Source organism: Natronorubrum thiooxidans (assembly GCF_900156475.1).
GTDB lineage: Archaea > Halobacteriota > Halobacteria > Halobacteriales > Natrialbaceae > Natronorubrum > Natronorubrum thiooxidans.
Genome location: NZ_FTNR01000004.1, coordinates 120,768 through 135,333 on the forward strand (window position 1 = coordinate 120,768; position 14,566 = coordinate 135,333).

The window sequence follows — 14,566 nt, forward strand, 5'->3', positions numbered from 1 at the left end:
GCGCGCTTCTCGAGACCGCTACACTTTATGGGAGTGGCTGACGCGGTAGCTGATGATGCACAACAGTCACACGAACCGACAGTCACCACGGAGGGAGCACGCGTGAACGCCGAACTGGACCTGCTGGTGAGTCTCAACGATTACGAGACCCCACAGGACGTCGCCGATCGAGCTGTTCAGGCCGAAGAGATGGGATTCGACCGGATCACCGTCGGCGAGACGACCGGCTGGAACATCGTGCCGCCGTTGACGCTCGCCGCGGATCGCACGGACGACCTCGGTATCTCCAACGACGTCATCTCGCCGTTCGGCCGCTCGCCGGCGATGCTCGCCCAGACGGCGCTGACGCTCCACGACGCCTCCGACGGCCGGTTTCGGCTCGGGCTCGGGCCGAGTTCGCCCGCGATCACCGAACGCTGGCACGGGAAGCCCTTCGAGCGCCCGCTGCGTCGCACCCGCGAAGCCGTCGAGATCATCCGTGCGGTCTACGAAACCGGCTCGCCGGCCTACGAAGGCGAGATCTTCGATATCGCCGGCCTCAACTACGAACGCGACGTGCCCGAGAGCCCACCACCGATCGACATCGCAACCCTCGGGCCGAAAGCGACCGAGATGGCTGGCCGCTTCGGCGACGGCTGGGCACCCCAGATGTTCACGAAAAATGGCCTCGAGGATCGCCTCGAGGATCTAACTCGTGGGGCCGACCTCGCGGATAAGTTGCTCGAGGACCTGCGCGTCGCGCCGATCGTCCGTGGCATCGCAAGCGAAGATCGCGAGGCCGCACGCGAGAAAGCCCGCTCGACGATCGCGTTCATGCTCGGTGCCTACGGTCCCTACTACGGCGATTCAGTTGCCGATCAGGGGTATCCCGAGGTCGTTTCTGAGATCCGAGACGCGTGGGGCGAGCGCGATACTGACGCGATGGCTTCCGCCCTGCCCGATACCGTGCTCGACGAACTGGCGCCCGCGGGAACGCCCGACGAGGTACGGGAGTGGGTCGCCGACTACGCCGCCCTCGACGGTGTCGACGCCATCCGCGTCGGCTTCGTCGACGGGCTGACCGAAGCCGAAACGGAGACGACGATGGACGCGGTCAGCGAACTGGTGTAACGGGCACACTCGCCATCGCCGTTCCCCTCACCCTTCTCCTTCGGACTGGTACGGTTCTCCGACGGCGTTTCGGGGAAGCAGGTTGAACACCTCCGTTTCCAGATCGTCCACCGACTCGAAGGAGTCGCCGTTCGAGTCTGCGATGATGTCACCGAGGTTCACCTCTCCCTCGGCGAGGATTAGTGTCACGTCGTCACACTGATCGACAGCTGCGGTCTGCGAAATCGGGTAGTCGAGTTCCTCGAGCACCGTCTCGAGGGCATTGAGCTTGACAGCTTGTGCCATAGGACAGCCACGACTGCCGTCGGCTTAGCGGTATGGATGAGTCAGATTTCGGGATCGTCGTGACGGCTCTCGATCGGAAGTCGAACCACTCGATTCGACGCTCACCTGCAGTACTCGGCCGTCTTAGGGCACGATGACAAGCTTCCCGAGGAAGCTGTCGCTCATCACGTCACGCTGGGCTTGTCCAGCCTCCTCGAGGTCGTACGTTCGCGCGAGCTCGACCGAGAGCGCGTCCGTCGCCATGAGATGGCCGACACCCCGCAGCGGGACGCGCAGATCCGGCGTGTTGAACATACTCATGAACTGGTAGCTGACGTCTTTCGACCGAGCGGCCCCATCGTTCGTAAACGCCGGATCAGGACTGTTCTCGCCGATACCGACGACGCGGGCTCCCGTCGCGGCGACGTCTGCATCGAACTGGAGGTAGTCGTCCAGCCGGTGGTCGAGGATCGCGTCGACACCGCCGTCACTGGCCTCGAGCGTGGCCTCGGCGAGGTCGTCGCGCGCGTAGTCGAGGACGGTTTCGGCACCAAGGGCCTCGAGGTCGTCGTGATAGTCCTCGGCGGCGGTGGTGAGCACGCGGGCACTGACCGCAGCCCCGATCTGGACGGCAGCGTGGCCGACGCCGCCGGAGCCGCCGTGGACGAGACAGTACTCGGCGGGATCGAGAGCCGCGTGGTCGACCAGCGCGCGCCAGGCGGTGACGGCGACGACGCCCGCCGCGCCAGCCTCAGTCAGGTCCGCATCGTCGGGCAGGTGGACGACGCGGTCGGTCGGAATCGTCGCGTACTCGGCGTAGGCTCCTTGCGCCGAGGCGTTGCCGATGCCAGTGCCGAAAACGCGGTCGCCTTCCTCGAACGCCGTGACGGCCGCGCCAGTTTCCGCGACGACGCCAGCGACGTCGACGCCCGGCGTGAAGGGGACCGAAACCGGTTCGTAGGAGCCGTCCCGGAAGTAGGTGTCGACGGGATTGACCCCTGCTGTGGCCACCTCGACGAGCAACTCGTCGCTGTCGGGCTCGGGTCGATCGATCTCGTCTACCTGCAGTACATCCGCGTCGCCGTGTTCGTGAAGGCGTACAGCTCGCATGACGTTCGAGCACACGCCACAGAACGGTATAAGCGTACAGTTCCGCGCCGCTTGCCGGACCCATGTTACCTGTCGTCCGACTCGTCGGTGTCGTGATTCTCAGCTGATCGGTTTGCGCTCCACCAGTCGATTGCGAGCCAGGGAAGCGAGAGAGTGACAAGCCCCGCGATAACCGCGAGTGCGAACACCAGCGATTCAATGAGACTCTCGGCCATATCCGACTCGACGTGTTCGATTCGCTAAAAATCACCACCCGGTTCGGTCGTGCTCAAGTCTATCGCACGGCCTGTGTCGCCTCGTCGATGATCTCGAGCGCCTCTTTCAACTCGTCCATCCCCGTCGCATACGAGAGTCGGGCATAGCCCTCGCCGTTCGCGCCGAAGGCGTCACCGGGCACGACAACGACACCTCGCTCGAGCACCTCCGCACACCAGCCCTCGGGCACTTTCGGCATGACGTAGAACGCCCCCTCGGGTTTCGGGACCTCGAGGCCGGCGTCCTCGAGGCCGTCGAGCACGACGTCGCGACGCTGCTCGAAGGCGTCGACCATCTCGGCGACGGGCTCCTGTGGCCCCGTCAGCGCGGCTTCGGCGGCGTACTGTGCGGGCGCGGAGGCACAGGCCTGTCCATACTGGTGGACCCGCAGCATCCGTTCGATGCGGCGGTTCGAGCCGGCGACCCAGCCGAGTCGCCAGCCAGTCATCGAGTAGGTTTTCGAGCAGGCGCTGACGACGACGACGTTGTCCGTCTCGGCGAACTCGAGTGGCGAGCGATGTGTCCCCTCGAAGACGATGTGTTCGTACACCTCATCCGAGAGACAGAGCACGTCGTGTTCGTCGGCGATGCGGGCGAACTCGCGCATGTCGTCCTCGCTCTGGACGGCTCCGGTTGGATTGGCGGGGCTGTTGACGACGAAGACGGCGGTGTCGTCCGTAATGGCTTCCTCGACGGTGGTGGGATCGAGCGTCAGGTCCTCACGCAGCGGGACGGGTTTTGGTGTTCCGTCGGCGATTTTGGTCAGCGCGTCGTAGGAAACAAAGCCCGGATCAGGGAAGATCACTTCCTCGCCCGGATCGACGTGGGCCTGGAGGACGAGATGCAGCGCCTCGCTGCCTCCCGAGGTTGCGATCATGTCTTCGGGATCGATTTCGAGGCCGTAGTCACGGTCGTACTTCGCCGAAATCGCTTCGCGAAGGCTGCGTGTCCCCTTGTTCGAGGTGTAGGCGTCGGTCAGGCCGGATTCGATCGCCTCGATCGCACCGCGGCGGGCGTGGGCGGGCGTTGGAAAATCCGGTTGGCCGATGCCGAGGTTGATTGCGTCATCGCCTGCGGCCTCGAACACTTTCCGAATGCCGCTGATCGATACCTGCTCGACTCGATGTGCGAACTCAGTCATGCCTAAACCGGGGTCGGCGACCCCGATAACTCTTGATGTGTGAGCATTCGATCCAGTGTTCGATCGTTCTCGTTTCGTGACGTTCTTGTCTACAGAACTGAACGTGGCGAAACCACTATACAGCCGCCAACGCAGTACTCTGGTAATGACATACTCTCGACGACGCCTTCTCGCTGCCGGTGCAACTGGAACGCTCGCGTTGACGGCTGGCTGTCTCGATTTCGTTCGTGGCACCGGTCCGCTCGAACTCGAGGCCGAACGAGTTGCCCCGACCGACGAGGCGCTCGCCGAAACCGGCTACGGCGAACGGGAGATCTCGGATAGATCGCTCGAGGAGACGGTCGAACTCGGTGTCGAACGCGACGTTCGAGCAACGATCTGGACCTCGGTGTACGCAAAGGAGATCGAGTACCAGGGACATACCCACGAGGGAAGCGTCTTCGCTGCCGTCTCGATCCCGGACTTCTCGGTGCTCGGTTACTCGGCCAATCCGATCGCCAACATGGACAACGAGGACCTCCTCGAGGAGTTCATGAGCGAACTCGAGGGCGACCGCTCGATCGAGAACGTCACCCACCAGGAGTCGTTCGACCTCGAGATCCTCGGCGAAGGGCGGGACGTCGACGTCTTCGAGGGCGAACGCGAGCTCGAGGGCGAATCGGTCGACGTCGAAATCGTGCTCTCCTCGTTCAGTCACGACGACGACATCATCGTCTTGTTGGGCAGTTATCCCGCCCCGATGGCCGAGGAGTCGGCAAACACCGAGATCCTGATGGAGTCCGCCGAACACCCCGTCTGAGCGGTCTCGAGTCGCGAATTGTCTGACGACCTCTTGTGGCTGTCGCTCGCTGTCTCTCGTCTCAGTCGTCGCTACTCGACTCGAGAGCGGCCGAAAAATCGATCTGCGAGGCGTCGAGGGCGAGTTAGTAGAACTCGCGGACGAGGTCCATCGCGTCGTCGGGTGCGCCGTCTGGAATCTCGGACATGTTCTCGGTGACGCCGTGTTGTTCGTGGTACGGGACGGAGGTTTCGTCCTGGTACATCACGCCCTGATACTCCTTGTCGCTGTCGAGGATGACCTCTTTGGCGGCCTCGTAGTCGGTTGGGTCGTGGCCCTCTTCCTCGAGGTCGACGAGGTTGTCGCGGAAGTAGTCGTAGGTGTCGACGTCGTTGAACGTGACACACGGGCTGAAGACGTTCACGAAGCCGAAGCCGTCGTGTTCGACAGCCTTCTGGACGATTTCCTGGTGACGCAGTGCGTCGGAGGCAAACGACTGCGCAATAAAGGATGCCCCGGATGCGAGCGCGAGCGCGAGCGGGTTGACCGGCGGCTGTTTCGATCCTTCGGGGGTCGTCGAGGTCTCGAAATCGGATCGCGAGGTGGGCGAAGCCTGTCCTTTCGTCAGTCCGTAGATGCGGTTGTCCATGACGACGTAGGTCATGTCGACATTTCGGCGGACGGCGTGGACGAAGTGGCCGGCACCGATCGAGTAGCCGTCACCGTCACCGCCAGCGACCATCACTTCGATGTCCGGACGGGCCATCTTGACCCCGGTTCCGACGGGGAGTGCACGGCCGTGAACCCCGTGGAGGGCGTAGCTGTGCATGTAGGTCCCGATCTTGCCGGAACAGCCGATCCCGGCGACCACGAACGTGTTGTCGGGGTCGTTGCCGGTTTCGGCGAGGGCTTTCATCATGCCGTTCATCGTCCCGAAGTCACCGCACCCGGGACACCAGGTCGGCTGTTTGTCGGATTTGAAGTCTGTGAATCGAACGTCGGAGCTCATTGTGCTGGCACCTCTTCGGAGAGTTTTGCGGTAATCTGTTCGGCGAGTTCGTCCGCCTTGAAGCGGACGCCGGTGTACTTGTTAATGCGTTTCACACGGGTAAGGACATCGTGTTCGATCAGGTCAGCGAACTGTCCCGTGGCGTTACACTCGACGACGATCACGTCGTCTGCGGCCTCGATCTCGTCGGTGAGATCCGGTCGCGGGAAGATGTATGGGACCGTGATGACGCGGATATCGATACCGTCTTCCTCGAGGTAGTCGAGTGCTTCGGCGAGTGCGCCCTCGTTGGACCCCCACGAGATGACGAGGTTGTCGGCGTCTTCGGTGCCGAATTCGCGGTAGTCCCAGTCTTCTTTTTCCTTGGCGGTTTCGACCTTCCGAGCGCGCTTGTCGACCTGTTCGACGCGCTCGTCCTCTTCTTCGGTCCGGCGACCGAGTTCGTCGTGTTCGAGACCCGTACTCATATGTGCGCCATCGGTCATCCCGGGGATCGCCCGCGGGCTGACACCGTCGTCGGTGACGGCGTGGGCGCGGAAGTGGCCTTCCTCGTCGAGCCACTCCTCGACTTCGTCATCGTCAACGAGTTTGCCGCGGTCGATCTCGACCTCGTCCATGTCGAACGCCTCCGGCGGGAACGTCTGTTCGGTGACAGACATTGCCAGATCGGAGATGAGGAACACCGGCGTCTGGTACTTCTCGGCGAGGTTGAACGCCTCGACGGTCTTCCAGAAACACTCAGTGATCGACGTGGGTGCAACGACAAAGCGCGGGACCTCACCGTGACCAGCGTACAGCGCCATGTTGAGGTCGCCCTGTTCTTGTTTCGTCGGCATCCCCGTCGAGGGGCCGGATCGCTGGACGTCACAGATGACAAGCGGCGTCTCGCTGGTTGCGACCAGACCGAAGGTTTCGGTCATGAGGTCGATCCCAGCACCGGACGTCGCGGTCATCGATCGGGCACCGGCTCGAGCGCCGCCGAGGGCCATGTTGATCGCCGAGAGTTCGTCCTCTGCCTGGACGACGTGGCCACCGTAGTCCTCGATTCGGCCAGTCAGATACTCCATGATCGACGTCGCGGGCGTGATCGGGTAGCCGGCGTAGAATCGGCAGCCGGCAGCGAGTGCACCCATCCCAATCGCTTCGTTGCCGTTGAGCAGGATGTAGTCGTTGTCGGTCGTCTCGAGGTTGTAGCCGAGGTGATCTAAGTCGTAGTGCTCTTGGACGTACTCCTGGCCGGCGCGGGCAGCCTTTTTGTTGTTCTCGACGATCTTCGAGCCCTTGCCACCGAAGCGTTTCTCTAAGGCTTCGTCGAGGTACTCGACGTTGAATCCGGTGATCTCACACGCGGCACCGAGTGCGACGATGTTGCGCATGATTGCGCCACCGGCCTCTTCGGCGAGGGATTTTAGCGGGACGTCGACTGCGTTCATCTCCTCTGGAATCTCGGCCTCCCACGAGCGCTCGCCGTCGTAGATGATGGCACTGTCCTCGTGGAGTTCGTCGAGATTCTCGTCGATGGTCCGCTGTGTCAGTGCGACCAGGATGTCCAGTCGGTCGACGACGCTCTGGACCTGATCGACGGAGGTGCGAATCTTGTAGGCGGTGTAGCCACCGCGGATTCGCGACGCGAAGTCTTTCGACGTGAATACGTGTCGTCCGGCTCGGGAAAGTGCCTGAGCGAAGATTTTACCGGTGGAGTCGATACCATCGCCGGCTTCGCCTCCGACCGCCCAGTTGAGATCCTCAGCCATGTTATGCAGAACGTTGCTCCCAGTAAATGAAAAGGCTTCTGAAACCTTAACCGGTTCACCCCCCTGTATCAAGCTATTTACTCTGGCATGAGTATATCGCCCGGCAGATCGAACGGAACGGCTTTTCATGCTCCCGCCGAACTACTTCGGCATGAAAGGGACGCCAGTTTCCGTCGAATCGGTACGCGAAGTCGGTCCCGGGACCGTTGCACTCGAGCTCGAGACACCCGCGGAGTTCGATGCGGTCCCCGGCCAGTTCGTCTTGCTCCGGGCGGTCCCCTGGGACGTCGATGACAATGCGGAGATCGACGAGGACGACGTGGTCAAGCGCCACTACACGCTCTCGTCGCCGGCCGTTGGGGAGACGTTCGAGATCACGGTCGGAATCGATCCCGACGGCGACCTCTCGCCATGGCTGGCCGGCCTCGAGGGCGGTGAAACCGTCCACATCGACGGCCCCTTCGGAGCGATCACGTACGAACGCGACGAGGCTGTCGTCGCCATCGCCGGCGGCCCGGGGATCGGCCCCGCAGTCGCCATCGCCGAAGCGGCCCACGAGTCGGGCCACGACGCCGCCGTCATCTATCAGGACGACGAGCCAGCTCACCGCGACCGACTCGAGGCCCTCGAAGATGCGGGTGTAGACGTCGTGCTCCTCAAGGAAGACAACGACGATGGGCTGGCCGACGCGATCGAAACGCACCTCGAGGACGGCCAGGTCTACGCCTTTGGCTTCGAGGCGTTCGTGACGTTCGTCGCGGACACGATCGAAGACGCCGGCGGCGATCCGGACGAGGCGCTGATCGAGAACTTCGGATAATCGCTCCCCGCAGTTCGCGCTGGCTGCAGTTCCCGTTGTTCGCAAGCACACGTTTCTCCATCGCTCCCACACTAGAACCAGTCGTATGGTTGACGACGACCTCGAACTCGAGCGTGACATCGGCGACGCGACCATCGTCTACGACGACCCCGACGAGGGGACGGTCGAGAAGATGGTCCCGAACGAACACGTTGCCTACTTTCAGGATCACTGGATCATCAAGACCGACGAGGACGATCAGGGCCACGATATCGTTCGGCGGATTCCGTCGACCCGCGTCCACTACGTCGAACGCTCGGTCGAGCAGTTCGAAGATGAAGTCGAGACGCTGGTCGATCGGGTCCAGTCGTTCGCCAGTGATCTCCAGACGAAGATTCCAGTCGGCGGCGGCAGCGACGAACGCAGTGACCCACACGAACCACACCGTATCGACGTCGAATCCGGGGCCGTCGACGAGCACGACGATCCGGATCGATAACTCACTCGAGGCACGCTCGGTGACGCCGGTCGGCCGCGATCAGTGCTCGACGAACTCGACCAGAATGCCGCCGGTGTCTTTTGGGTGTAAAAAGGCGACCTCGTGGCCCCACGCACCGGGTCGTGGCTCCTCGTCGATCAGCGCCACGTCGTGGTCGCGTGCGCGCTCGAGTGCCCCCTCGATGTCGTCCGTCGCGAGCGCGAGGTGGTGGATGCCAGCCCCGTTGGACTCGAGATAGCGTGCAATCGTCCCCTCCTCAACGGGTTCGAGCAGTTCGAGATAGCTCTCGCCACACTCGAGAAAGACGACGCGCATCCCGTCGAACTCCTCTTCGTGGACGGCCTCGAGGCCGAACAGATCCTCGTACAGCGTTGCGAGCTCCCGTGCGTCTTCGGTCGCGATTCCCGCGTGATCGAAGTGCATTGGTTGCACGTCCGCGAGGTTCCAGTGTTATTCTTGTGATTTACTCGCATCCGTTCGGCTCGAGTTCGCTTCAGGCACACGACCGAACGCGGTCACTGATACAGTCTGCTGTACGTCATTTCCGGTGCGACCGCGAACTGTCCTGTGGTCGCGCCGGTAAATCGTTACAGCAGACCGTATGAAGCCCCAGCGTGGCCGCCAGCCGATTCTAGCGACCATCGCCGATCTCGGCGACAGCTGCCAACTCGTCACTCGAGAGTTCGAAATCGAAGACGGCCGCGTTCGCTTCGAGATGTCGGCGACTCGCCGCCTTTGGAATCGCCGCGACGGCCGGCTGCTGGAGCAGCCAGCGCAGCGCGACCTGTGCTGCCGACTTCCCGTATGGCTCCCCGATCGCGTCGAGTCGCTCGTCTCCCGGCACGGCTCCCTCCGCAAGCGGGCTGTACGCGGTGAGACAGATTCCGTGGTCGACACAGTACTCGAGCAGCTCGTCCTGATGGTGATAGGGGTGTACTTCACTTGATTCGCGACGATCGGCGTCTCGGAGTGCTCGTGGGCGGCCTCGAGGTCATCGACGCCGAAATTGCTGACGCCGATATGATCGACCGCCCCTTCGTTCTGGAGGTCGTTCATCGCATCGAGCGTCTCCTCGAGCGGGACCTGCTCGCTCGGGGCGTGGAGCAAGAGGAGGTCGACGGTCGACAACTGCAGTCGCTCGAGACTTTCGCGAGTCGACTCGAGGACGGCATCGAAGGCAGCGTTGTCAGGATGGACTTTGGTGACGACGAAGACGTCGTCGCGGGCGACCTCGCTTGCGGCGACGGCCGCGCCGACTGCGCGCTCGTTGTCGTACAGTTGTGCGGTGTCGATATGGCGGTAGCCAACCTCGAGCGCGGTCTCGACGGCCCGGCGACAGTCGGCACCGGTCATCCGGGCGGTACCGATACCGAGTGCCGGCATTTCGGCCCCACCGGCGGATACCGTCGCTGTCGAAATCGTCGTGTTCGGATCCATACGATGACAATGACCAGCCCAGCTATTCAAACCGGGTCAGAAACATACGGGATTGGCTCACGCGCCCGTCGAGGAGTCGCTGAGCAGGTTCAACTCCCGCATGTCGACGAGGACGCCGAACTCGTCGGGCGCGTCCTCGAGCGCCGCTCGAGAGTCGGCAGCCCACTCACGAAGCTCTTGCTCGTCTATCTTCCCGGCGAACGTGATCTGAAACCCGAACGCCATCTGCTCAATCGTATACATTAGTGAACGATCTCGGTGAGAGGACATATCACAGTATTATCGTTTCGATATTCGCCACCGCTGTTCGCTATCGTGCACGCATGGACCGAGAAATAGCCGCTTCGACTCGAGTACAGAGCTGTGCTGCGACTATGGTACGTCGATTCCGGGGCTAGACTGCGCTGCCGGGCTGGTACTCGCCGAACTCATCACGGAAGACGTTACAGATCTCGCCGACGGTCGCGTACGCTTTGACCGCGTCGATGATGTACGGCATGAGGTTCTCGTCGCCCTGGGCCGCTTCGCGCAGGGCCTCGAGTTTCGCTTCGGCTTCCTCGTCGTCGCGTTCCTCGCGGGTTTTCTCGAGGGTTTCGATCTTGCGCTGTTCGTCCTCTTTGGTGACCTCCTCGACGTCCATCTCGACGTCTTCTTCGACTTCGAACTCGTTGACGCCGACGATGATGCGGTCTTTGTTCTCGATCTCTTTCTGGCGGTCGAACGCGGTGTCCTGGATCTGGCGCTGGACCCACTGCTGTTCGATGGCCTCGAGCATTCCGCCGTGCTCGTCGACCTCGTCTAAGAGTTCGTAGGCTTCCTCCTCGACCTGGTCGGTGAGGCTCTCGACGTAGTAGCTGCCGGCCAGCGGGTCGATGGTGTCCGCCGCGCCGGATTCGTGGGCGAGGATCTGCTGGGTCCGCAGGGCGGTGCGGACGGATTCTTCGGTCGGCAGCGCGAGGGCCTCGTCTTTGCCGTTGGTGTGGAGGCTCTGGGTGCCACCGAGGACGGCTGCCAGGGCCTGATAGGCCACGCGGACGACGTTGTTCTCGATCTGCTGGGCGGTGAGCATCGAGCCCGCCGTCTGGGTGTGGAACTTGAGCTGTTTGGATTTCGGATCGTCGGCATCGAAGCGCTCGTCGATGATGTCGTGCCACATCCGACGGGCCGCGCGGAACTTCGCGACCTCTTCGAAGATGTTGTTGTGGCCGTTGAAGAAGAAGGATAGCTGTGGGGCGAACTCGTCGACGTCGAGTCCGGCGTCGATCGCCGCCTCGACATACTCGATCCCGTCGCCGAGCGTGAAGGCAAGTTCCTGGGCTGCCGTCGCACCCGCCTCGCGGATGTGATAGCCCGAAATCGAGATCGTGTTGAACTTCGGCGTCTCCGCCGAACAGAACTCGAAGATGTCCGTGATGATCCGCATCGACGGCTTGGGCGGGTAGATGTAGGTGTTCCGCGCGCTGTACTCTTTGAGCACGTCGTTTTGGATCGTTCCACGGAGTTCCTCGCGGTCGACACCCTGTCGGTCACCTACGGCGATGTAGAGTGCCAGCAACACCGAGGCGGGCGCGTTGATCGTCATCGACGTCGAGACCTCGTCGAGCGGAATACCGTCGAAGACGGTCTCCATGTCGTCGAGCGAGTCGATTGCGACGCCGGCTTTCCCGACCTCGCCGGCGGACATCGGCGCGTCCGAGTCGTGGCCCATCTGGGTCGGCAGGTCGAAGGCCATCGACAGCCCAGTTTGGCCCTGATCGAGCAGGTAGTGAAATCGCTCGTTGGTGTCTTCCGGCGTCGAGAAGCCGGCGTACTGACGCATCGTCCAGAGCCGACCGCGGTAGCCCGTCGAGTACACGCCGCGCGTGTACGGCGGCTCACCCGGATAGCCAAGATCCTCATCGTAATCGAGGTCGGCGACGTCGTCGGGCGTGTAGATCCGATCGACTTCCTGCCCGCCCGTATCCGTCGTGAACGTCTCCTTTCGTTCACCGAACCGATCGATGACTGGCTCTACTTCGTTTTCGTGCCACTCCTCCTCGTTGGCACGAATCTCCTCGAGTTCATCAGCGTCAAACATTATCGTTACCGTTGGTGGGGTGGGGCTTGAAGGTTGATGAATGCGACCGACGCTGTCGTGTGTTGGGAACCTCGATGGTATCGCTGAGCGCCCGATGTGAGCGCACAACCGGTCGATCACACGTTGTCGTCCGGGTCGTGTTGCTCTGCCATTCGGCGTGCTTCCGTCGCGTATCGCTCTCGAGTCGTGGAGTCATCGACGGTACCGAGTGCATCGGGTGAGACGCACAGGCCGGCTTTCGTTTCTCGAGCGGGACCGGTAAAACTCGTCAGTGCACGCTCCCGTCGGTGATAGCGGCTGCCGTCTTCGGTGGCATACACCAGGATGATCAGGTTCAGCTCGTCGTCCGAGTACGTCCGCTCGACGAGCCAGACGCGGGTGTCGTCGTCGGATTTATTCCCGTCTCGATCTGCCTCTATCGTCTCCGACTCGGTTGCAGTCATTGGGTTAGCGACCGGTATCGTACTTGTACGTCGCCGTCTCGGGATCGATACCGAAATCCTCGGCGGACTCCTCGTCCGAGGACTCCTCGCGCCCTTCTGGAGCGCGCTTGAACGCCTCCCGAAGCTCCTCGGACATCCGGAACCGGGAGACGTCGATCTCGAGGGGGACAGCATCTGGATCGACGCCATCGCGTTTGTCCGCCAGACGCTGCTGGAGGGGCTCCGGAAGCTGTGCGTCGTCGATTCGCCGGAAGCCGAACTGGGCGAGGTAGCTTCCCTCGCCGGTCAGCGCGTAGACAGTGTCGAACCCCTCGTCGCTGGCGTACTCGACGAGTCGTTCGACGACGTGAGCCCCGACGCCCTGGTTGCGCCACGCCTCGAGGACGCCGATGCTGGTCAATTCACAGACGTCATCGTCGTCGCCGACTCGGTGGATTCGGATCCGCCCGAAGCCCGCCTTTTCGCCGGACGCTTCGTCGACTGCGACGACGTAATCGCGCGAGCGGAACGCCGTCTCGTCGAGCCCCATCGCCTCGATGTGGTCGAGCAGCCAGACCTCCTCTCTGTTTTTCGCGTCCCGCACGTACATGACTGGAAGTACGGGTCGTGCGGTCAAAAGTATTTGCGAGCCGTAGACACGGGAATCCTGTCGACGACCCCCATCTCGGTTTTCTGCCCGTCTGAACTACGTCGCCGTCAGCGCCTCCTCGAGTCGCTCCTCGATCTCCTCAAGCTCGTCACGTAGTGGTTCGCCCTCGGCGTCCTCGAGTTCCGCGAGCCGGTTGGCAAGCCCCTGAAGCCGGGCGTACTTTTCGTCCTCGTCGACGCCGATTTTCTGGACGTAGACGTCTTCTGTGGTGTCGTAGACCTCGTCTGCGGAGAGATCGGTGACGGAGAGGACGACGTCCAGCTTTCTCGAGTCGACGCCAAGCACCCACTCGCGGGGGATGCCACGGTCATCGAGGGCGGCGAGGACGGTTTCGTCGGCTTTTGGCTGCCGACGAGTGCGGGTCGTCCGCCGGACCGTGCCAAAGTGGCCGTGGAGTTCCTGGTCGGGACCGAGCCGCTCGAGCAGTTCGTCTCGAGCGCCGGTCCGAATCCCGTCGGCCCCGCGTTGTACGTCCGAGGCGAGGACGTAGTAGTCGGTCAGCGAGTCGGTCGCGAGCCCCTCGAGCGCCGACGGCTCATCTACCTCGAGGCGGTCGATAAGGTGAGCCAGCAACACCGCGTCATCGTGGACGCGCTCGGGCGGCGTCCGTGCCTCGGCTGCCGGGACGAGAAACGGACTCTCGCCGCCGGTGGCGTTCGCGGGTGCGTTGACGATCGTGTCGTCGTCGACGGTGTACGCCGCCGAGAGCGTGAGCACCGCGGCGTAGGGCTCGACACCCGGCTGGAGATCGTCGATCGCCATCGCCTGCCCCTCGAGTTGGTCGTCGAAGACGCCGAACTGCTCGCGCCAGAGCGGCCGCGTTTCGTCGCTGTCGCCGAACCGAACGACGATCCGGTCGGCCTCGATCGAGTCGACCGTGAACGGCCGCTCGGACAGCGGCGTCACCAGTTCGGCTCCGGATTCGATTGTGTCACACTGTGAGCGTAGTTCGGACCACGCGTCGTCGTTCATGTCGTCTCTCTCCAACGGATGCGGACAAAAAGCAGCGGGTGCGCGTTCTGCGCGGTCGCGGATGGTGCTCTCGAGCGAAGCCACTTCACTTGAGGACGACGGTCGGATGGTTGTCGCTGACAATCCCGAGCGGGTACTCGAGCGAGCGAACTACTGTCGTCAATTACCACCGATCACCGACCCGCCTCTGGTGATCGGCGGTAACTCGTTACAGCAGACCGTATCAGGGACCGAACACGAAGGCGAGCAGTCGCCGGCTCTCGAAATAG

Annotated in this window: 16 protein-coding genes and 1 pseudogene; 4 read left to right on the forward strand and 13 right to left on the reverse strand. The window is 62.7% G+C overall.

The features are described from left to right. Positions 1–33: 33 nt before the first annotated feature. The gene (locus BW940_RS07325; protein WP_394329398.1) at positions 34–1,110 is read left to right on the forward strand and encodes a TIGR04024 family LLM class F420-dependent oxidoreductase; all 1,077 of its coding nucleotides are present in this window, start codon (positions 34–36) and stop codon (positions 1,108–1,110) included. A gap of 27 nt (positions 1,111–1,137) precedes the next feature. On the opposite strand, the gene BW940_RS07330 is transcribed toward BW940_RS07325, so the two are convergent. From BW940_RS07330 to BW940_RS07340, 4 genes are all read right to left on the reverse strand, one after another. Further along, the gene (locus BW940_RS07330; RefSeq protein WP_076608544.1) at positions 1,138–1,395 is read right to left on the reverse strand and encodes a DUF5789 family protein; all 258 of its coding nucleotides are present in this window, start codon (positions 1,393–1,395) and stop codon (positions 1,138–1,140) included. A 123-nt stretch (positions 1,396–1,518) separates the two neighbouring features. Then, positions 1,519–2,484 (reverse strand): NADPH:quinone reductase, encoded by a 966-nt coding sequence (locus BW940_RS07335; protein ID WP_076608545.1) that lies wholly within the window; start codon positions 2,482–2,484, stop codon positions 1,519–1,521. A gap of 65 nt (positions 2,485–2,549) precedes the next feature. Then, entirely contained in the window at positions 2,550–2,699 is a 150-nt protein-coding gene (locus BW940_RS21465; RefSeq protein ID WP_159440159.1) for a hypothetical protein, read from the reverse strand. A 59-nt stretch (positions 2,700–2,758) separates the two neighbouring features. Continuing rightward, positions 2,759–3,880: a pyridoxal phosphate-dependent aminotransferase gene (locus tag BW940_RS07340; RefSeq protein ID WP_076608546.1), complete on the reverse strand. Its 1,122-nt coding sequence runs from the start codon at positions 3,878–3,880 to the stop codon at positions 2,759–2,761. 145 nt (positions 3,881–4,025) lie between these two features. Between BW940_RS07340 and BW940_RS07345 the strand changes: the two genes are divergently transcribed. Next, positions 4,026–4,679 carry a DUF6517 family protein gene (locus tag BW940_RS07345; protein ID WP_076608547.1) on the forward strand — a complete coding sequence of 218 codons (654 nt, stop codon included), beginning with the start codon at positions 4,026–4,028 and terminating at the stop codon, positions 4,677–4,679. Positions 4,680–4,803: 124 nt separating this feature from the next. Here the strand turns inward: BW940_RS07345 and BW940_RS07350 are convergent, their stop codons facing one another. Next, positions 4,804–5,667, reverse strand: a complete 864-nt coding sequence (locus BW940_RS07350) for a 2-oxoacid:ferredoxin oxidoreductase subunit beta (protein ID WP_076608548.1) — start codon at positions 5,665–5,667, stop codon at positions 4,804–4,806. After that, on the reverse strand, positions 5,664–7,421 hold the full coding sequence (locus BW940_RS07355; protein ID WP_076608549.1) for a 2-oxoacid:acceptor oxidoreductase subunit alpha: 1,758 nt from the start codon (positions 7,419–7,421) through the stop codon (positions 5,664–5,666). The genes BW940_RS07350 and BW940_RS07355 overlap by 4 nt, the downstream gene beginning before the upstream one ends. A gap of 151 nt (positions 7,422–7,572) precedes the next feature. On the opposite strand from BW940_RS07355, the gene BW940_RS07360 reads away from it, so the two are divergent. Both BW940_RS07360 and BW940_RS07365 read left to right on the forward strand, forming a co-directional pair. Next, positions 7,573–8,241, forward strand: coding sequence for a ferredoxin--NADP reductase (locus tag BW940_RS07360; RefSeq protein WP_076608702.1), 669 nt, complete (start codon positions 7,573–7,575; stop codon positions 8,239–8,241). Positions 8,242–8,326: 85 nt separating this feature from the next. After that, positions 8,327–8,719, forward strand: coding sequence for a hypothetical protein (locus tag BW940_RS07365; RefSeq protein WP_076608550.1), 393 nt, complete (start codon positions 8,327–8,329; stop codon positions 8,717–8,719). Between the two features lie 39 nt (positions 8,720–8,758). Here the strand turns inward: BW940_RS07365 and mce are convergent, their stop codons facing one another. The 7 genes and pseudogenes from mce to BW940_RS07400 all read right to left on the reverse strand — a co-directional run bounded on the left by mce (position 8,759) and on the right by BW940_RS07400 (position 14,297). Beyond that, positions 8,759–9,142, reverse strand: a complete 384-nt coding sequence (gene mce / locus BW940_RS07370; protein ID WP_076608551.1) for a methylmalonyl-CoA epimerase — start codon at positions 9,140–9,142, stop codon at positions 8,759–8,761. Between the two features lie 208 nt (positions 9,143–9,350). Then, positions 9,351–10,156: pseudogene (locus BW940_RS07375) on the reverse strand (aldo/keto reductase). 57 nt (positions 10,157–10,213) lie between these two features. Beyond that, positions 10,214–10,399, reverse strand: a complete 186-nt coding sequence (locus BW940_RS07380; RefSeq protein ID WP_076608552.1) for a hypothetical protein — start codon at positions 10,397–10,399, stop codon at positions 10,214–10,216. A gap of 151 nt (positions 10,400–10,550) precedes the next feature. Continuing rightward, positions 10,551–12,233, reverse strand: a complete 1,683-nt coding sequence (locus tag BW940_RS07385; RefSeq protein ID WP_076608553.1) for an acyl-CoA mutase large subunit family protein — start codon at positions 12,231–12,233, stop codon at positions 10,551–10,553. A 116-nt stretch (positions 12,234–12,349) separates the two neighbouring features. After that, positions 12,350–12,676 (reverse strand): hypothetical protein, encoded by a 327-nt coding sequence (locus BW940_RS07390; RefSeq protein WP_076608554.1) that lies wholly within the window; start codon positions 12,674–12,676, stop codon positions 12,350–12,352. A 4-nt stretch (positions 12,677–12,680) separates the two neighbouring features. Further along, complete coding sequence (locus BW940_RS07395) at positions 12,681–13,265, reverse strand: GNAT family N-acetyltransferase (RefSeq protein WP_076608555.1); 585 nt, start codon at positions 13,263–13,265, stop codon at positions 12,681–12,683. 96 nt (positions 13,266–13,361) lie between these two features. After that, a complete protein-coding gene (locus BW940_RS07400) occupies positions 13,362–14,297 on the reverse strand; it encodes a hypothetical protein (protein WP_076608556.1) in 936 nt (311 codons plus the stop codon). Positions 14,298–14,566 lie beyond the last annotated feature (269 nt).